Consider the following 18072-nt stretch of genomic DNA (forward strand, 5'->3'; position numbering starts at 1 on the left):
TAAGCCAAGGAGTAGGGGCGCGTGTCCAAAGCCAAATTAATTGCAATCGCCACCGTGGTGACATTGCTTGTTGGATATTTCCTGTCCGGATATCTGACGCTTCTGTTGTTGCGGCTCGATACCGGGCTGTACGCATGGGATACCTACTACCGCTACGTCAAGGCGCTGGGCCTGCCGGAAGTGGCGCCTTACGCAACCAAGATCAAGATGTCCGGCATTCTCGGCTTTGGCCTGCCCGGGATCATCTGGGCCATCACGGTCGTGCTCCTGGTCAAGCCGAAGGCGCGGGCGCTGCATGGCGACGCGCGCTTTGCCGGAGCGGCAGACCTTTCCAAGCACGGTTTGTTCAAGCCGAGCGGCAACGGCATCGTGGTGGGCAAGTTCAACGGCAAGCTTGTACGGCTGAGCGGGCAACAGTTCGTGATCCTGGCCGCGCCAACGCGCTCCGGCAAGGGCGTCGGCGTGGTCATTCCCAACCTGCTGGAGTACCAGGAATCGGTAGTGGTCCTGGACATCAAGCAGGAGAACTTCGACCTCACCAGCGGCTGGCGGGCCAGTCAGGGGCATGAGGTGTTCCTCTTCAATCCCTTCGCCGAAGACCGGCGCACCCATCGCTGGAATCCGCTGACCTACGTATCCAGCGACCCCGCCTTCCGCGTGTCCGATCTGATGAGCATCGCCGCGATGCTGTATCCGGACGGGTCGGATGACCAGAAGTTCTGGGTCAGTCAGGCACGTAACGCGTTCATGGCGTTCGCCCTGTATCTGTTCGAAAACCAGGACGAAGAGTTGTCGCTCGGCTTCCCGGGCGGGGCAGGGGCTCCCACGCTTGGCGGCATCTATCGACTCTCGTCCGGGGATGGCACAGACCTCAAGAAATACCTCAAGTCACTGTCCGAGCGCAGATTCCTCAGCAGCAATGCGCGCTCAGCGTTTGCCAACATGCTGTCACAGGCCGATGAGACCTTTGCGTCCATCATGGGAACCCTGAAGGAGCCGCTCAACGCGTGGATCAACCCGGTCCTGGATGCGGCAACAAGCGCGGACGACTTCTTGCTCACCGACCTGCGCAAGAAGAAGATGACGATCTACATCGGCATCCAGCCGAACAAGCTGGCCGAAAGCCGGCTCATCATCAACTTGCTCTTCAGTCAGATCATCAACCTCAATACCCGCGAGCTCCCGAAATCCAACCCGGAACTCAAGTATCAATGCTTGCTGTTGATGGACGAATTCACCTCGATCGGCAAAGTGGACATCATTGCCACCGCGGTAGCCTATATGGCGGGTTACAACCTTCGCCTGCTGCCGATCATTCAGAGCATGGCGCAGCTGGACGCCACCTATGGCAAGGATCTGTCGCGCACCATCATCACCAACCATGCGCTGCAAATCCTCTACGCGCCGCGCGAGCAGCAGGATGCGAACGACTACTCCGAGATGTTGGGCTACACCACCATCAAGAAGAAGAACGTCACCCGCGGCAGGGAAACCACCCGGAGTATTTCCGAGGAGCGGCGTGCGCTCATGTTGCCGCAGGAGCTGAAGGCGATGGGCAACGAGAAGGAGGTCTTCCTGTACGAAGGCATCCCGCATCCGGTGAAATGCGACAAAATCCGCTACTACGAAGACCGCTATTTCACCGCACGCCTGCTGCCCAAGACAGACGTGAAAACGCTTTCCATCAGGTTGTGATGGTCGTCGCACAACGGCTGCGAAGGGGCGCCGGTAATTCTTGACTCATGTGTTCGTTAAGGGCAAAGTTACCCAGAATTTGCGCGGTGTTGATTTTTTGTTAAGAGGGGCGGCGCCGGACGGGGTCGTACAGGAGTAAGGCTATGGATGGTTCTTCGGCGTATTCATTTTTATCGATTGCGTGGCGTGGTGCTGACCTGCCTATGTGTGCTGGGTCGGCCAGGCATGTCCGCTCAAGCGAGTCATCAAAGACAGATTCACTCCGCCGCCCCAGGGTGAGCGGAGCTGTTGTGCTGTCCGTCTTAAGCCCGAAATCTCATGAGTTGGAGAAGTCAGAGTGAATCCGATGTATGTGTCCAAGCTGTCGCTGGTCTTGGTGGTCGCTGCGTTGGTCGGTGCCTGCGCGACCAAGCCTGCTCCCGATTTTGGTGGACGTTGGAAGCACGTCAATCACTTTGACGAAGCCCCTACCGAAATTCCGCTCTACACCTCCTACACGTATCAGGCTACGCCGATGGACGGCACGTTGAAGACGATGCTGGAGCGGTGGGCCGCGGATTCCAACATGCAGCTTTCCTACAACCTGCCTTCGGACTACACCCTGATCGCCCCGGTTTCCAATATCAGCACCACCAGCGTGCAGCAAGCCGCCACCGAGCTGAGCGCGGTCTACGCAGCGCAAGGTGTCTCGGTCTCGGTCTCTGCCAACAAGCTGCTGGTACAGCCGGTGCCGGTATCGTCTGGAGCCAAGCTCTAAGAGCTGAACCGCTGATCCGATGCTAACGGCATTCGGTCGGTGACTGAGCTCAAGCCTCCCATGTGCCCGCGCTCGTCGCGGCGATAGTTTCAGGCCTGACAAGGCCTTACGGTGACGGATCTAGACATGTTGCGTAAGAAGGTCAGTGAAAAGGACGGATCTGCCCAAGTGGGTGCGGCCGTCCAGAAAGCGGTGAACTACGAGGTCAGCATCGCCGATCTCGCGCGCCGCAGCGAAAAGCGTGCATGGATGGTAGCGACCGTTTCCATGATCATTACCGTTATGACGGCCGGCGGCTATTACTACATGCTGCCGCTGAAAGAGAAGGTGCCGTACCTGGTGATGGCGGACGCCTACTCGGGAACCAGCACGATCGCAAAACTCGAGGCGAATTTTGGTGGTCGGACGATCAGTACCAGTGAGGCGCTAGCGCGCAGCAATATTGCCCGGTTCATTATTGCTCGCGAATCATTCGACCTTACCATCATCGGTCAGCGCGACTGGAATACTGTGTCGGCAATGGGCTCCACGAACGTTGTGAATGAGTATCGGGCGCTGCACTCCGCCAATAATCCGTTACGGCCCTTGAATACATACGGAAAGCTGCGTGCCATCCGTATCAATATTCTGAGTATTACCTTGATTGGCGGAAAAGGACAGCCCTACAAAGGGGCAACCGTACGTTTTCAACGGACTGTGTACGACAAGAATTCGACGGTCTCTACGTTGCTTGACAATAAGATTGCGACGATGGGATTTGTCTACCAAGATAATTTGGAGATGAATGACAGCCTGCGAGTCGAAAATCCTTTAGGCTTCCGAGTAACTGATTATCGGGTAGACAACGACTACTCCTCGTTGCCAGCTGCTCCTGCCGGTGGCGCCGTGATCAACCCCCAGCCTCAGCCAACGGCGCAGCAGGCTGGTACTGGCATGATCGATCCTAGCGCGGCAAACGCCTCTGGTGCAGTTCAGCAGGGGGGCGTCCCATTGCAGCAGGGAGTACTTCCGCAGGGTGGCGTGCCTCAACAGCAGGTGCAGCCTGCGTTTCCCGATCAAATGCAGCCGGCAGCTCAGCCCGCGGCGCAGCCCGCGATTCAACCCCAGGGGATGCAGAACAATGTCAATGGAGCGAGTGGTCGATGAAACTTTTTAATCGGTACAGCGCTGCGTTATTTTCAGCACTGCCACTTGCAATATGTGCTTTCTCGGCTGCCGCTCAAGTGGTTCAGGAGTATGAGTATGCTCCGGATCGCATCTACCAGGTACGCACCGGCCTTGGCATTACCACTCAGGTCGAGCTAAGCCCGAACGAAAAGATCCTGGATTACAGCACAGGCTTTACTGGTGGTTGGGAGCTGACGCGGCGCGAGAATGTTTTTTATCTCAAGCCCAAAAATGTCGATGTCGATACGAACATGATGATTCGTACGGCAACGCATTCCTACATTCTTGAGCTCAAAGTAGTTGCAACAGATTGGCAGCGCCTCGAGCAGGCGAAGCAGGCTGGAGTTCAATACAAGGTCGTGTTCACCTACCCGAAGGACACAAGCTTCAACAATGTCGAAGACGCGGATGCGGCAAAGAAAGGCCCGTTGTTGAATGCCAAGATTTTGAAGGATCGGCGTTATTACTACGACTACGACTATGCGACACGTGCCAAGAAGTCCTGGCTTATTCCAAGCCGCGTCTATGACGACGGCAAGTTCACCTATATCAATATGGATTTGACGCGGTTTCCGACCGGGAACTTCCCAGCAGTTTTTGCCCGCGAAAAGGAACACGCGGAGGATTTTCTCGTCAATACCACAGTGGAGGGCAACACCCTGATCGTGCACGGGACTTACCCTTTCTTGGTGGTTCGCCATGGCGATAACGTCGTCGGTCTGCGAAGGAACAAGCAAAAGTGAACTCGAATATTCCAAACAGCCCTGATGAGCGCTCCCCAAACAATGGCGGGGAAGAACTGCGCAACGGTGAGTACAACGAGCGCAACAATCCTTACTTTGCGCGTCAGCAGGCAGGTGCCGAGCCGGACCTCGACGCCAATGAACCAGTGTTGCGTTCCAGCGACATCAAGCGTCTGAATCGTAAGGCGCTGGTGTTTCTGGCTGCCATTGCGGCCTTGTTGATTCTCGTCATCTTCTGGCTGGCGACACAAAGCGGAAACGATTCTCCCCCGCCTAAACAGCGTACGGAGACGGTGGTTGCGCCAGCGTTGCCGCAGAACATGACTGCGCCGGTGGAGGAAGCGCCAGTTCCACTTGCCCAGCAACCCAGCTTGCCGCCCCTGCCGCCAATGCCGACTGACGACAGCGAAGAGGGCAGCTCAGCGCCGGAGCGTCAGCGCGGCCCGACCTTGCTGGAGCGCCGTATCCTTGCCGAATCTGCCGCAAACGGCGCCGGCATGCCCGGGCAAACGGGCGCTCAGCCCGCACCTGGCCAAGAAGAAAGTCCTGTTACGCTGGCTAAGCCGATCAGCAACCCGGATGGCCTGTTGGTACGTGGCACCTACATCCGTTGCATCCTGGAGACCCGGATCATTTCCGACTTCGGTGGCTACACCTCGTGCATCGTGACCGAGCCGGTGTACTCGATCAACGGTCATAACCTGCTCTTGCCGAAGGGTTCGAAGATGCTAGGCCAGTACGGCGCCGGAGAGCCGACGACCAGGCGCCTGCAGGTCGTTTGGGATCGCGTCACCACGCCGACCGGGCTGGATGTCACGCTGGTCGGCCCTGGTATCGACACGCTCGGCAGCGCCGGCCATCCGGGTGATTACAGCGCGCATTGGGGCAACAAGATTGCGTCGGCGCTGTTCATCAGCTTGTTGAGCGATGCATTCAAGTATGCAGCTGCTGAATATGGTCCAGAAACGACCACAATCGGTGTTGGCAGCGGAATCGTCACTCAGCAGCCCTTCGAGAGTAATACTGCTCGCAGCATCCAGCAGCTCGCCGAGCAGGCTGTGGAAAAGTCTGGGCGTCGTCCGGCAACCTTGACGATCAATCAGGGCACCGTATTGAACGTTTATGTTGCCAAGGACGTCGATTTCTCGGCGGTCCTGCCGAAGTGAATGAAAAGCCTGCCATGACGATCGATGATTCCCCGACGGCGCGCATTTCGAATGATTTCCTGGATTACCAGTACTCTGTGCTGGGCATCCTGGACTACCTGAATTCGCCTGACGTGACTGAAATCTGCATCAATCGGCCTGGCGAGCTGTATCTTGAAACGATCCATGGGTGGCAGCGGGTCGACGTGCCATCCTTGACATATGACCGCGCCCGCCAGTTCTGCACCGCGGTGGTGAACGAAAGCAACACCGGGCAGCGCATTACCGATGCGGATCCCGTGGTTTCGCTGACGTTTCCTACAGGGCAGCGTGCGCAGTTTGTCATGCCGCCCGCGTGCGATGCAGGCAAGGTGTCCATCACCATCCGGCTTCCGTCCAAGCACACCAAATCGCTCGAGCAATACAAGCACGACGGGTTCTTTGACGAGGTGCTTGAGCAATCGGCCGATGTCAGCGATCACGATCAAGAATTGCTGGAGTTGCGCCGCAAGCGCGATTACGCAGAATTCTTCAAAAAGTGCGTGCTCTATAAGAAGAACGTGGTCGTCGCCGGGGCGACAGGTAGCGGCAAGACCACCTTCATGAAGGCGCTCGTCAATCATATTCCGAGCGAAGAGCGCCTAGTGACGATCGAGGACGCTCGGGAACTGTTCATCAGTCAGCCCAATTCCGTGCACCTGCTGTACTCGAAGGGCGGGCAGAGCAGCAGTAACGTGACAGCTAAAAGCTGCATGGAAGCCTGTTTGCGCATGAAGCCGGATCGCATCATCCTGGCCGAGCTGCGTGGTGATGAGTCGTTCTACTTCATCCGTAACTGCGCATCCGGGCATCCGGGTTCTATTACCAGCTGCCACGCCGGAAGTGTCGAGCAGACGTGGGACCAGTTGGCGTTGATGGTGAAGGCATCGAGCGAAGGCTCCGGTCTGGAATTCGAGGTGATCAAGCGTTTGCTGAGAATGACCATCGATATCGTGGTTCATATCAAGGCACACGCGGGGCGCCGGTTCATCACGGGCATCGACTTCGATCCCTTGAGAACCCTGCGCGGTGGTTGAAAGGTCAATCCTTTGGTTGGGGCTGGTTCGGTTTTGCAAGGAGTAATGACATGTTGCCTGGCATGGAACTGATGGGGTGCACTGGACTTGCTGTTCCTGGCGAGGTGATGCAGCACGTTGTCCGTGTCGAGTCGTCGCGCAATCCGTATGCCATCGGTGTGGTTGGCGGGCGGTTGGTGCGTGAGCCGCGGGGGTTGGCCGAGGCAGTGGCCACTGCCAAGATGCTGGAGCAGAAGGGCTACAACTTCTCCCTCGGACTGGGCCAGGTCAATCGCTACAATCTGCAGAAGTACGGACTCACCAGTTATGAGATGGCATTCGATAAATGCCCCAATCTGGTGGCTGCTTCGAGGATTCTGGCGGAGTGCCATTCACGCTCCGGCGCCAATTGGGGCAAGTCGTTCAGCTGTTACTACTCCGGCAACTTCGAGACCGGCTTCAAGCATGGTTATGTCCAAAAGATCTATGCATCCATTCGTCAGTCGGTAGCATCCTCTGGAGCCGAGCCCATCGCGGTCGTGCCGACGCGCCAGGTGCAGTTACGGCCTGCCAATCCGCTCAAGCAGGCAGCCGCCGAATTGGCAGATGCGATCGTGGCGCGTCGTATTCAGGATCTAGCCGGAACGGGCAACACGGTGGCTTCACCGTCGGGGCCTATGCTATCGGCACCTTCAGCACCTTACTCTCTGCCAAGTCGCGCCACCCCCGTGGCCCCAGCGGCGGAGAACGAGTTGTATGTGATAAAGCCAACGGGCCAAGGGCGTGGGGTAGCGTTGCCCTCTGTCGCGCCGCAAGCCTCGACGCAGACCGAACAACCCATAAACCCCGTCTCCGTGCCGCGTGCACCACAGGCGGCTCCGCAAACAGATAGTGCATTTGTTTTTTAGGATGGAAGATCGCCAAGGATTATGGCTGCTGGACCCCCTCTGTTCCCAAGGAGTTAGACATGAAGTTTGAAATCGACAAGAAGACAGTTGCGGATGCCAAGATGGTCGGCACGCAGGCAGTGAAGGCGCTGCTGTTCACCTCGTTGTTGCTGGCGGCGGGCGGCGCTGGTGCGACGAATGAACTCGGCGGCACGGATACCCGCGTCTGCGGATTCCTGAACAATGTGACCAAGCTGCTGAACATGGGCTCGATCGCTGTCGTCACCATCGCCGTCATCGTGGCCGGCTACCAGATCGCATTTGCGCACAAGCGCATTTCCGAAGTTTCCCCGATCCTCATTGGTGGCGTACTGATTGGTGCGGCTGGGCAGATTGCGAATATGATCCTTCAGAATAAGGAGGGAGGCGCTCAGGAGTGCTCGACGCTCACCACTTCGCTTCTGCAGATCGCTCAGTACTATGCATAAAGACGTACTCTTCCGCGGCTGCACCCGTCCGGCGATGTTTCTGGGGGTGCCGTATATCCCTTTCTTCATCGGTGCGGGCGGTGGCTTGCTGCTGGGGATGTATATCAATCTTTGGTACCTGTTCACCATCCCCGTCATCATCTTTGGCATGCAGCAAATGGCAAAGAGGGACGAAATGATCTTCAGGTTGCTTGGATTGCGCTGGCTTTTCCGAATGCGCGTCCGAAACCTTCAGCGCTATTCCGGGATGTGGGTATTCACTCCCAACGAGTATCGCAAGGGGCCCCCGGGCACGCCGCGATGAGCACGTGAAAAGGTCAGCCAGCCCCATGCGCTCAATCCGCATGGGGTTGGTGTTTTAGCTGGTTCTTGGTGTGATGCTTTTCCTCTTACCTGGTAATGCCCATGTTCAGTCCAGACAGTCCGATCGGCGAATTTGTTTCCATCTCGACACATGTCGCTCCGTCCGTCGTCAAGACGACAGGTGGCGACTATCTGTTGATCTGGCATTTGGCTGGCTTGCCCTTCGTTGGGCGGGACGAATTTGAACTTGAGCAGCGGCACAATACGTTCAATCGGTTATTGCAAACCTTGCGTGCACCGGATTTCGCCAATATCGCGTTCTGGGTTCATGACGTTCGCCGTCGTCGCAAGATCGGTACCGGCGGGCGCTTCAAGCAATCGTTCAATCAGACGCTGTCCGACGAGTATTACGCGGCGCTATCCTCGCAAAAAATCATGCAGAACGAGTTGTACTTCAGCATGATCTATCGCCCGGTGGTGACGGGGCGGCGCCTGGTCGAAAAATCTGTAAATCCTGACAAAATCCGCGCCGAGGAAGAGCAGGCTATCTCCAAGATCGTCGAGTTAGCCACTAACGTCGAGGCGGTACTGAAGGATTATTCACCTTACCGGCTTGGCATGTATGAGGCCAAGAATGGTGTGGTGTTTTCCGAGACGCTTGAGTTTCTCGGCTACCTGCTCAACCGGATCGACGAGCCTGTTCCGGTGCTGCAAGCCCCAGTGCCAGCGTATCTGCCCGTCAGCAAGCACATGTTTGCCAACAAGACCGGCGATTTTGTCATTCGCACGCCGGACGGCATCAATCATTTCGGTGCGATCCTCAATGTCAAGGAGTATGCCGATGGAACCTATCCCGGCATTCTCAATGGTTTGAAGTATCTCGATTTTGAGTATGTGATGACGCATTCCTTCAGCCCGGTCGGTCGCCACGATGCACTAAAGGTGCTGGAACGCACCAAGGGCATGATGATTTCGTCGGGCGACAAATCCTCCAGTCAGATCCGCGACCTGGACCTGGCGATGGATGACGTGGCCTCCGGCAATTTTGTATTGGGCGAGTACCACTTCACCCTGGCGGTGTATGCCGACAGCCAGGAGAAGTTGGCAAGGCAGATCGCGACGACGCGAGCAGAGCTCTCCAATGCCGGTTTCGTCTCGGCCAAGGAGGATCTGGCGATCGCCTCGTCGTTCTATGCCCAGCTGCCGGGTAACTGGCGCTTCCGCACGCGTATCGCCAACCTGAGTTCGCTCAATTTCCTCGGTTTGTCGCCGTTGCACAACTTCGCCCAGGGCAAGCAGCACAACAATCCATGGGGTGATTGCGTCACGACGCTGCAGACCACTAACGGTCAGCCGTATTACTTCAACTTTCATGCCACGCACCCGGCCGAGAATTCTCTGGGCGAAAAGGCGATCGGCAACACGATGGTCATCGGCAAGTCTGGTACCGGCAAGACGGCATTGATCAACTTCCTGCTAAGCCAGGTGCAGAAGTTCGATCCAATCCCGACGATCTTCTTCTTCGACAAGGACCGCGGCGCGGAGATTTTCGTGCGTGCCTGTGGCGGGAACTACCTGGCGCTGGAGAACGGCTCCCCGACCGGCTTCAACCCGTTTCAGTGCGAGCGCAATGAGGCCAATACCCAATTCCTTGCTGAGCTGATCAAGGTGCTCGGTGGCAAGGCCGAGTACAGCGCCCGCGAGGAGGAAGACATCTACCGCGCGGTGGAAGGCATGCTGGACACGCCGATGCATCTGCGCAACATGAGCAACTTCCGCAAGAGCCTGCCCAATATGGGCGACGACGGGCTGTATGCGCGCCTGCGTCGTTGGACCGCCGGCAACTCGCTGGGCTGGGTATTCGACAACCCGGTCGATACCATCGACCTGACGCGCGCCTCGATCATCGGCTTCGACTACACCGACGTGATCGACAACGCCGAAGTGCGCGTGCCGGTGATCAATTATCTGCTGCACCGCCTGGAGGCGCTGATCGACGGCCGCCCGCTGATCTACGTGATGGACGAGTTCTGGAAGATCCTGGACGGCAAGGGCGGCCTGAAGGAGTTCGCCAAGAATAAGCAGAAGACCATCCGTAAGCAAAACGGCCTGGGCATCTTTGCCACGCAGAGCCCGGAAGACGCCCTAGCCAGCGACATCGCCGCGGCGCTGATCGAGCAGACCGCCACGATGGTGCTGCTGCCCAACCCCAACGCCAGTCGCGACGATTACATCGAAGGCCTCAAGCTGACCGATGCCGAGTACCAGGTGGTGGTCTCGCTCGACGAGCGCTCGCGCTGCTTCCTGGTCAAGCAAGGCCACGCCTCTGCGGTATGCCAGCTCAATCTGCGTGGTATGGACGACGCACTGTCGGTCATTTCGTCCTCGACCGACAACATCGAGATCATGCATGAAATCCTGGCCGGCAAGGCCAGCAAGTTGGGCGTCACCGTCGATCAGCTGACGCCGGAGCAGTGGCTGAGCGATTTCTATGCCAACCGCAAGGGCTCGGGTAAGCGCAAAGCCGTCAAAGACAAGGAGGCCGAGGATGCGTAGTCCTCATCATCGGCAGCACACTTTCCACGCATCAACTTCATCTGTGTCAGGAGGCAAAAACACCATGGCAACCAAGTTCAGACATTTTTCTCGCGTGTTCACGGGACTGGTGCTGCTCTGCATGGCCGGAGCCGCCAGTGCGCAGTGGGAAGTGGAAGACAAGAAGTTGAATGAGAAGGTGGAGCAGATTCGCAAGAACCAGACCATCAAAAATGGCGATGGTAAGGAATCCAGTGGCAAGGAAGTAGAGAAGCCGAAGGAAAAGATCGAGAAGATTCCCGATGACCAAGGTGTGGCGGCATGCGCGGCTTCAACGAAAGGAACGCCCGTGTCCGATTCGCAGAAGGAATCGTGCGAGTTGATTCAACGCACTCTCAATTCTCAATACAACTACATGGTCGCCATGTATGAGATCACCACCAAGCGTCTTGAACGTTTACGCACGATCGAGGATGAACGCAAGAAGATCGGCGACCAAAAGATCGGCGAATTGGAGAGCAATACCAACAAGCTGCTCGCGCTGAAAGCGATGATGGATATCGACCGCCAGCAGATGGAGTCGGCGATGTTTGCCTATGACAAGCGCATTGCCTACCTGACTGGGCAGCAGACAGCAGCGGCCAAGGCGGCAATGGCCGGCAAGGAACCACCAAAAAGCAATCGTTGGAGTTGGGTGCCGGATTGGGTGCCCGACGATGTGCTGAGTCTAGGTAAAACGCTTGCGGCCGGTGCAGTGATGAAGGGCGCGCTCGAGGCGATCAAGAGTGACAAGCCATCTGGCATGGAACCGCCGTTGGCAATCGATAAAGACTGACGATATGGCACGACCGGATCATGCAACGTAATCAACCCCGGGGCAGCGACTGCCCCACGGCGCAGCCGTCTAGTGGATGTGGTGACATATGGATTTTTTGACGAACATCGCCAACTACGAATTTTTTCGTCTGATCAACAACTACCTGCGCGATGAGATTGCGATTTTTCAGTGGGAGTTGTTGCAGCGCACAACGGCCTGGGTGGGTATGGTGTCCCTGACGGTGTTGACGCTTTGGATTTTTATCCAAGGTTATCGCATCGTGACCGGTCAGTCGCGCGAGGCGGCGATGGGCTTGGTGGTCACGGCGCTTCGCGCGGCGCTGATCATCGGATTGGCGACCAGCATGGCGCAAGGCTCTCCGCGTTTGTATTGGACGCTAACAGACGGGATCAGCTCGGCGATCACCCGGACAGTGACGGGCAGCTCAAAGAGTCCCTACGAGGCGATCGACAAGAATCTGATGCTGATGCAAGTGGCGATGTCGGCGTTGGATCAGATCAAGACGGGCGGTGACGAGGAGAGCAAAGACGAAAAAGACCGGGCTCGGTGGTTCACCGGCCTCGGAATGGCCGGTCCAGGGGTTGTCGCCGGCTCGATGTTGCTACTCAACAAACTGGCAATGGCGCTGGTAGTAGGATTTGGGCCTCTGTTCATCCTGTGTCTGCTGTTTCAGGCGACGAAGTCGTTGTTCAGCAAGTGGCTGCTATACGGATTGGGCACTGTGTTTTCGTTGTCGGTGTTGACCTTCACGGTGAGCTTGGCGACCAAGGTGGTCGGCGCAGTGGGCGCAGCCTTCGTCGCAAAGTGGGCAATGAACGGATTTACGGGTGAAGGCATCAGCAGCATGGCGCTGCAGCAGGGAGGATTAGGACTGGTGTTAACGACGTTGATCATCACGGCACCACCAATGGCAGCAGCCTTCTTCCAGGGCACGCTAGGCCAGTTCACGGCGTACTCGGCGCTGGGGCAGCTGGATCGGGCAGGTCAGTCTCCGGCAGCTGGGCGGCCTTATGAGCCTGGGGCGCCTGCTAAAGATTCAGGTCGCCCCGACAGTCATGCTAGAGGTGGCGCGGATAACATAGTTCGATCAGATACAGGAGTCCGTTCTGATTCTCCTCCTCCTCAGGAATCCGGGAACCGCGGTCTTGCACAGCGTTAGGCGCAACCTTAAGGGGTGCTGAATGAAATTTATCTATTTGGTATTATTCTTATTTTTAGCAGCGAGCGCTAGTCCAGTTCTCTCTCAGACGGCATGCCCTTCAGGAGTCGCTGCCGGTAGCCCGCAATGTGGGCCTGACTCTGGCACATCAAGAGGCGATCTCTCGATTCCTCCCCCTCGACCTACAGGAGAATGGCTTAAGACATGGGGGGCAATTGCTACATCTGAGTCGACCGGTGAGGCTGGCACAGCAGTCAATAAGTTTTCGGAAAAAGATGCTCGAAATTCCGCTATTAACCAATGCGCCTTGGGTGGCGCATCGGATTGTAAAGTCCATTTAGTCTACAGAAATCAGTGTGCTTCATTTGCAGCTTCTCATTCAGATACTTTCTTCCAAGCAGCTGAAAGTAAAGAGGTGGCGACCGAATTAGCGAAAAAGAATTGCGAAAAAAGTGGAACTGGCTCCTGTAAATTGATGTATTCCGATTGTACGGAGCCGGTATTTAAGAAATATTGATTTGAATTGGAAGGGTTTTACATGGTGGAGCGTACACTAGCAAGAGCGGTCCTGGGAGCGCTGTATTTAGCTTGTGTTATCTCGATTACAGCGTGCGGTCCTGGCAATACTCCGTCCGCAGAGGCTGACGGAGCGAAATTATCCGATCGAGATCAAACTGGCAAAAAGCCTGAATCCTCGACGCAAAAGGACTTGAAAATGCCATCTACTGTCAATGCCAAGCTCAACGATCAGGGCGAGATAAACGCAGATATCAGTGGCATTGCTGTTTCAATCAAGGCGCAGGGCTGTAGCGAAGATAGTCCAGGGATCATGCTATGTAACCGTTCGCCGGTCGTGGAGGTGACATTCCCCGGAGCCAAGCCGATTGCACTGGAGCCTGAGGCTTTGTACGTGGATAGTAATTCCACGTTCTATCATGGTCAGCTAGACGACACTTACAAGAAGAACCGCCACTCAGTCATTCTGACCGATATCAATGGCGATGGGCACGAAGATGTAGTGGTGTGGTCTGGCAAAGAGGGTAATTATGGTGGTCCCTCTTACAGTGTTTATCTTTTCGATGCTGCGCAGAAAAGCCTTGTTTTCAATCAGTCGCTATCCGATATTACGGTAATGGCCAACGGCCTATTCTCCTTGAAAGGGAATGTGTTGGCGTCTACTTCTGGCGATGGATGTTGTATCCACATCTTTGATACCTATGAGCTTAAAGATAACGAAGCAGTGCTGATAGAGCGGTTAACCGAAGATACGAATGATCCGGCTAATCCGAAGAAAAAGATCGAGCGGCTTCAAGACGGTGAAATGAAGGAGGTGTCCAACTAGGAAGTGATTGGTAATTGCTAGTGAGTACATGCAACGCATCTTCGGGTCTGCAATGCCGGTAGATGCAACAACAAATTCTAATGATATGCACGTACGGAGAATACTATGAGCGATGGACGTGGTCGGAGCACCGAAGGCTTTGGTGTGGATCGGGAGTCTTCTGTTAGGTTGATCGTCAAAACCGCTCTTGAGAACGGTGTGACAGATCCAAAGCAAATATCGTACATGTTGGCGACGGCTCAACATGAGACGCGTAATTTTCAGGCGCCTGAAGAAGATTTCGGACGCAGCCAAGCGCGCAAGCTTGGATATAGCGGCGGCGAGGAGTTCTATGGCCGTGGTTACGTACATCTTACCCACGACTACAACTATGCGAAGTTCGATAAGTTGCTAGGCCTTAACGGTGAAATGGTCCGCAACCCGGACATGGCCAAGCAACCGGAAATCGCTGCAAAGGTTCTAGTTGTAGGTATGCGTGACGGCTTATTTACAGGCAAGCCTCTTGATCGCTACATCGATAATGATAGCCACGACGTCTACAACGCGCGACGCGTCGTCAACGGAGTTACTCCTAGCAAACCCTGGAGCGTGAAGGCAGCCAAGGAATGCGAGGAGTATGCGGGCAATTGGGAACGTCGCGTTCCCGATTTGATAGAAAGCGTCAAGCGCGATGGTGTCGACCTTAAGCACAGCGTGACGTCTGGTTCGACATCCCATCAAGTTTCGAAGTCCAATGATGGCAAGCTCGAAGAAGGCGAGCGCGGCGAGCAAGTGAAGCAGTTGCAAGGCCAACTTGCGCAACTCGGTGCCGTTGGTCGCGATGGCAAACCCTTGAAACCTGACGGCGACTTCGGCGGCAACACCAAGCACGCGGTCGAGCAATTCCAGCGCGAGCACGGGTTGCAGATAGACGGCGTCGCAGGTCAACAGACTCAGGCCGCTTTGGCCAAGGTGTTGACCCAGGCGACACCCAAGCAAGCTGAGCACACTCCCGCTCCTGCTGCGCCGGCACAGGCAGCATCCAGCCCCTTGTTGTCTGACCCGCGCCATCCCGACAACGCGATGTACAACGGCGCAGTGAGCAAGCTCGAAGCGCTGGGTGAACGTGGCGGTTTTGCCAACCGTAAAGAACTCGAGCAGGCAGCCGGGCAAATCGTGTTCGAGTCCAAGGTCAGCGGTCTCCAGCGCATCGACCATGTGGTGCCCAATAAGAACGGCGACGGCTTCTTCGCAGTACAGGGCGAGATGACCGACCCGGCAATGCAGCGGATTTTTGTGGATCGCAACCAAGCGCAGAATCAATCGTTGGAAAACAGTAGCCGGCAAGCAGCCGAGGAAAGCCAGCGTCAGGCCACTCAGGTGCAGGCACAGGAAACTGCTTCACGTTCGATGTCCATGTAAATCGGGCGTGTTGGTCGTTGCGTTTCAGCGATCTGGTAAATCGCCAAGGCAGTCAGGAATGTCCGCCTTGGCTCTATTTCCTGCGACCTGCGCGACGAAATTTCCATCTTTCAATAGGAAGTTGTTGCAGCGCACGACCGCCTGCGTCGGTATGGTGTCATTGACGTACTGACGCTTCGGATCTTCATCCGTGGCTACCGCATCTTGATCGGCTAGTCGTGCGAAGCGGCGATGGGGTTGGTGGTGACGGCACTGCGGGCGGCGCTGATCATCGGATTAGCCACTAGCATGGCCAAAGGCTCTCCGCAGTTGTACTGGACGCTGACCGACGGGATCAGCTCGGTGATCACGCAGACGGTGACAGTGTCGGTGACTCTGAGAGTCCTTATGAGGCGATCCGTTTATTGTGGTTGGTGAACCATTACTTGGTTGTCCGTGTATATCGTTCAGCGTGCAGAATATGTCTATTTTCAGGCGCGCAGACGATTCTCCTATGCCGCATACGCCGCTTCATTAACTGCGTGACCTGGGCAAAAAGCCGCTGAGTCGTCGCACATGTGGCTGCTCATGAATACGTATGCACGAGCATGCTCTAGGTCTGTTACGCCGCTACGCTAACGCTCTTGGCTGGGTGCTCCTTCGTGTACCCGCATTGGCCCGGGAGGGGCGTACATGTCGCAGACACCATGGTGGCGCGGGGCCGTCATCTATCAGATCTATCCGCGTAGTTTTCTCGATTCCAACGGCGATGGGGTGGGCGATCTGCCGGGCATCATCGCCAAGCTCGACTACATCGCAGGGTTGGGCGTGGATGCGATCTGGATCTCGCCGTTCTTCAAGTCGCCGATGGCCGATTTCGGCTACGACATCGCGGACTACCGTGCGGTGGATCCGCTGTTCGGGACGCTGGATGACTTCGATCGGTTGCTCGACAAGGCGCATGGCCTTGGCTTGAAGGTGATGATCGATCAGGTGTTGAGCCACACCTCGATCGCACATGCCTGGTTTCAGGAAAGCCGCCAGGATCGGACCAATGCGAAGGCCGATTGGTATGTGTGGGCCGATCCGCGCGAGGATGGGACACCGCCGAACAACTGGTTGTCGTTGTTCGGTGGGGTGGCGTGGCAATGGGAGCCGCAGCGTGAACAGTATTACCTGCACAACTTCCTGGTGGATCAGCCGGACCTCAACTTTCACAACGCCGAGGTGCAGCAGGCGACGCTGGATAACGTACGCTTCTGGCTGGATCGCGGGGTGGATGGGTTCCGCCTGGATGCGATCAACTTCTGCTTCCACGATGCGCAGCTGCGTGACAATCCGGCCAAGCCGGCCGACAAGCGGGTGGGGCGCGGGTTCAGTGCCGACAACCCTTACGCGTATCAGTACCACTACTTCAACAACACGCAGCCGGAAAATCTAGCGTTCCTCGAGCGCTTGCGCGGGCTGTTGGATCTTTATCCGAATGCAGTGAGCCTTGGCGAGATCTCGTCGGAGGACTCGCTGGCGACCACTGCCGAGTACACCGCCCATGGCCGCCTGCATATGGGCTACAGCTTCGAGCTGCTGGTGCAGGACTACAGTGCTGCTTATATCCGCGAGACGGTGAGCCGGCTCGAAGCCACGATGTTGGAAGGTTGGCCATGTTGGGCCATTTCCAACCACGACGTGGTGCGCGCGGTGACACGCTGGGGCGGGGCCGATGCGTCGCTGGCGTTCGCGCGAATGGTGGTTGCAATGCTGTGTTCGCTGCGTGGCTCGATCTGCCTGTACCAGGGCGAGGAGCTGGGCCTGGGCGAGGCGGATGTGGCGTTCGAGGATCTGCGCGATCCGTATGGCATCACCTTCTGGCCAACCTTCAAGGGTCGCGATGGCTGCCGCACGCCGATGCCATGGACGGATGCGCCGTCGGCAGGGTTCAGCAGCGGCAAGCCGTGGTTGCCGCTGGCTGAGGAGCATCGTGCGGCTGCGGTGAGCGTGCAGCAGGACGATCCGTTGTCCGTGCTCAGTGCGGTGCGACAGTTCCTGGCTTGGCGCAGGGGCGAGCCTGCGTTACGCGAGGGCGCGATCACGTTCTACGAAACCGCCGAACCTGTGCTGATGTTCCGGCGCGAGCACGCCGGCCAGGTGATGTTGCTGGCATTCAATCTGTCGGCCGATGCAGCTGAGCTTGGGCTGCCGGCTGGCGCGTGGAAGCAGGTCGATGTGCCCGGCGTGGAGCGCGGAGCCATCGAACATGATCGCCTGCGCTTGGCCGGGCATGCAGTGGTTTGTGCGATCGAAGTTCGCTGACGGTGTGTCGCGCCAGCTAGCTGTCTGTGCGTGATTGTCTGGAACGCGGCGAGGCATTCCTTGGGGGAATGCCTCGCTTTTTTTTGTAGTGACGATTGCTTGGTTTGCCAAGCATTTATAGCGTTACGCCAGCTGTGCGGCTATTCCCAGTCGATCAGGTCCTTGCTCTCTGGATGAGGCAGGGTGTGCTGTTCTCCATGCCAGTCGGAGTGGTCTGACCAGAAGGCTGAACGTGGATGGCAATGGGCTGCGAGGACGTCAGCGTTGC

General features: G+C 56.8%; 16 protein-coding genes and 1 pseudogene. All 17 read left to right on the plus strand.

The annotated features are described in order from the left end of the window. Nucleotides 1-21: 21 nt before the first annotated feature. The 17 genes and pseudogenes from AC1KVE_RS03010 (at nucleotide 22) to AC1KVE_RS03090 (ending at nucleotide 17804) form a co-directional block, all read left to right on the plus strand. The gene (locus AC1KVE_RS03010; protein WP_184456283.1) at nucleotides 22-1695 is read left to right on the plus strand and encodes a type IV secretory system conjugative DNA transfer family protein; all 1674 of its coding nucleotides are present in this window, start codon (nucleotides 22-24) and stop codon (nucleotides 1693-1695) included. A 346-nt stretch (nucleotides 1696-2041) separates the two neighbouring features. Then, nucleotides 2042-2452, plus strand: coding sequence for a TcpQ domain-containing protein (locus AC1KVE_RS03015; protein ID WP_024937947.1), 411 nt, complete (start codon nucleotides 2042-2044; stop codon nucleotides 2450-2452). Between the two features lie 126 nt (nucleotides 2453-2578). After that, nucleotides 2579-3598 carry a VirB8 family type IV secretion system protein gene (locus AC1KVE_RS03020; protein WP_046343299.1) on the plus strand — a complete coding sequence of 340 codons (1020 nt, stop codon included), beginning with the start codon at nucleotides 2579-2581 and terminating at the stop codon, nucleotides 3596-3598. Continuing rightward, complete coding sequence (locus AC1KVE_RS03025; RefSeq protein WP_154832247.1) at nucleotides 3595-4362, plus strand: TrbG/VirB9 family P-type conjugative transfer protein; 768 nt, start codon at nucleotides 3595-3597, stop codon at nucleotides 4360-4362. Before AC1KVE_RS03020 ends, AC1KVE_RS03025 begins: the two co-directional genes overlap by 4 nt. After that, on the plus strand, nucleotides 4359-5528 hold the full coding sequence (locus AC1KVE_RS03030; RefSeq protein ID WP_046343296.1) for a TraB/TrbI/VirB10 family type IV secretion system protein: 1170 nt from the start codon (nucleotides 4359-4361) through the stop codon (nucleotides 5526-5528). The genes AC1KVE_RS03025 and AC1KVE_RS03030 overlap by 4 nt, the downstream gene beginning before the upstream one ends. Nucleotides 5529-5542: 14 nt before the next feature. Next, nucleotides 5543-6583 carry a P-type DNA transfer ATPase VirB11 gene (gene virB11, locus AC1KVE_RS03035; protein ID WP_166770836.1) on the plus strand — a complete coding sequence of 347 codons (1041 nt, stop codon included), beginning with the start codon at nucleotides 5543-5545 and terminating at the stop codon, nucleotides 6581-6583. Between the two features lie 62 nt (nucleotides 6584-6645). Then, nucleotides 6646-7470, plus strand: a complete 825-nt coding sequence (locus AC1KVE_RS03040; protein ID WP_166770973.1) for a lytic transglycosylase domain-containing protein — start codon at nucleotides 6646-6648, stop codon at nucleotides 7468-7470. A 59-nt stretch (nucleotides 7471-7529) separates the two neighbouring features. Further along, on the plus strand, nucleotides 7530-7937 hold the full coding sequence (locus AC1KVE_RS03045; RefSeq protein ID WP_166770837.1) for a TrbC/VirB2 family protein: 408 nt from the start codon (nucleotides 7530-7532) through the stop codon (nucleotides 7935-7937). Then, nucleotides 7930-8241, plus strand: coding sequence for a VirB3 family type IV secretion system protein (locus tag AC1KVE_RS03050; RefSeq protein WP_166770838.1), 312 nt, complete (start codon nucleotides 7930-7932; stop codon nucleotides 8239-8241). Before AC1KVE_RS03045 ends, AC1KVE_RS03050 begins: the two co-directional genes overlap by 8 nt. 101 nt (nucleotides 8242-8342) lie before the next feature. After that, nucleotides 8343-10796: a VirB4 family type IV secretion/conjugal transfer ATPase gene (locus AC1KVE_RS03055; RefSeq protein ID WP_184456281.1), complete on the plus strand. Its 2454-nt coding sequence runs from the start codon at nucleotides 8343-8345 to the stop codon at nucleotides 10794-10796. 64 nt (nucleotides 10797-10860) lie between these two features. Next, nucleotides 10861-11610 carry a hypothetical protein gene (locus tag AC1KVE_RS03060; RefSeq protein WP_104600356.1) on the plus strand — a complete coding sequence of 250 codons (750 nt, stop codon included), beginning with the start codon at nucleotides 10861-10863 and terminating at the stop codon, nucleotides 11608-11610. 88 nt (nucleotides 11611-11698) lie between these two features. Beyond that, on the plus strand, nucleotides 11699-12772 hold the full coding sequence (locus AC1KVE_RS03065) for a TrbL/VirB6 family protein (RefSeq protein WP_184456279.1): 1074 nt from the start codon (nucleotides 11699-11701) through the stop codon (nucleotides 12770-12772). 22 nt (nucleotides 12773-12794) lie between these two features. Further along, on the plus strand, nucleotides 12795-13289 hold the full coding sequence (locus tag AC1KVE_RS03070; protein WP_166770841.1) for a DUF4189 domain-containing protein: 495 nt from the start codon (nucleotides 12795-12797) through the stop codon (nucleotides 13287-13289). A gap of 21 nt (nucleotides 13290-13310) precedes the next feature. Further along, entirely contained in the window at nucleotides 13311-14114 is an 804-nt protein-coding gene (locus tag AC1KVE_RS03075; protein WP_456362928.1) for an XAC2610-related protein, read from the plus strand. A gap of 105 nt (nucleotides 14115-14219) precedes the next feature. After that, on the plus strand, nucleotides 14220-15515 hold the full coding sequence (locus AC1KVE_RS03080) for an XVIPCD domain-containing protein (protein ID WP_184456277.1): 1296 nt from the start codon (nucleotides 14220-14222) through the stop codon (nucleotides 15513-15515). Nucleotides 15516-15554: 39 nt separating this feature from the next. Then, nucleotides 15555-15913: pseudogene (locus AC1KVE_RS03085) on the plus strand (hypothetical protein); the annotation flags it as partial. A 274-nt stretch (nucleotides 15914-16187) separates the two neighbouring features. Continuing rightward, complete coding sequence (locus AC1KVE_RS03090) at nucleotides 16188-17804, plus strand: alpha-glucosidase (RefSeq protein ID WP_481091931.1); 1617 nt, start codon at nucleotides 16188-16190, stop codon at nucleotides 17802-17804. The last annotated feature ends 268 nt before the right edge of the window (nucleotides 17805-18072 follow it).

It is taken from the genome of Xanthomonas sp. NCPPB 2864, from assembly GCF_056675615.1.

Excerpts from the sequence above, each read along its gene's own strand:
- AC1KVE_RS03015 (WP_024937947.1), top strand. The coding sequence starts at position 2,042 with ATGTATGTGTCCAAGCTGTCGCTGGTCTTGGTGGTCGCTGCGTTGGTC.
- AC1KVE_RS03020 (WP_046343299.1), top strand. The coding sequence starts at position 2,579 with ATGTTGCGTAAGAAGGTCAGTGAAAAGGACGGATCTGCCCAAGTGGGT.
- AC1KVE_RS03025 (WP_154832247.1), top strand. The coding sequence starts at position 3,595 with ATGAAACTTTTTAATCGGTACAGCGCTGCGTTATTTTCAGCACTGCCA.
- virB11 (WP_166770836.1), top strand. The coding sequence starts at position 5,543 with ATGACGATCGATGATTCCCCGACGGCGCGCATTTCGAATGATTTCCTG.
- AC1KVE_RS03040 (WP_166770973.1), top strand. The coding sequence starts at position 6,646 with ATGGAACTGATGGGGTGCACTGGACTTGCTGTTCCTGGCGAGGTGATG.
- AC1KVE_RS03045 (WP_166770837.1), top strand. The coding sequence starts at position 7,530 with ATGAAGTTTGAAATCGACAAGAAGACAGTTGCGGATGCCAAGATGGTC.
- AC1KVE_RS03050 (WP_166770838.1), top strand. The coding sequence starts at position 7,930 with ATGCATAAAGACGTACTCTTCCGCGGCTGCACCCGTCCGGCGATGTTT.
- AC1KVE_RS03055 (WP_184456281.1), top strand. The coding sequence starts at position 8,343 with ATGTTCAGTCCAGACAGTCCGATCGGCGAATTTGTTTCCATCTCGACA.
- AC1KVE_RS03060 (WP_104600356.1), top strand. The coding sequence starts at position 10,861 with ATGGCAACCAAGTTCAGACATTTTTCTCGCGTGTTCACGGGACTGGTG.
- AC1KVE_RS03065 (WP_184456279.1), top strand. The coding sequence starts at position 11,699 with ATGGATTTTTTGACGAACATCGCCAACTACGAATTTTTTCGTCTGATC.
- AC1KVE_RS03070 (WP_166770841.1), top strand. The coding sequence starts at position 12,795 with ATGAAATTTATCTATTTGGTATTATTCTTATTTTTAGCAGCGAGCGCT.
- AC1KVE_RS03075 (WP_456362928.1), top strand. The coding sequence starts at position 13,311 with ATGGTGGAGCGTACACTAGCAAGAGCGGTCCTGGGAGCGCTGTATTTA.
- AC1KVE_RS03080 (WP_184456277.1), top strand. The coding sequence starts at position 14,220 with ATGAGCGATGGACGTGGTCGGAGCACCGAAGGCTTTGGTGTGGATCGG.
- AC1KVE_RS03090 (WP_481091931.1), top strand. The coding sequence starts at position 16,188 with ATGTCGCAGACACCATGGTGGCGCGGGGCCGTCATCTATCAGATCTAT.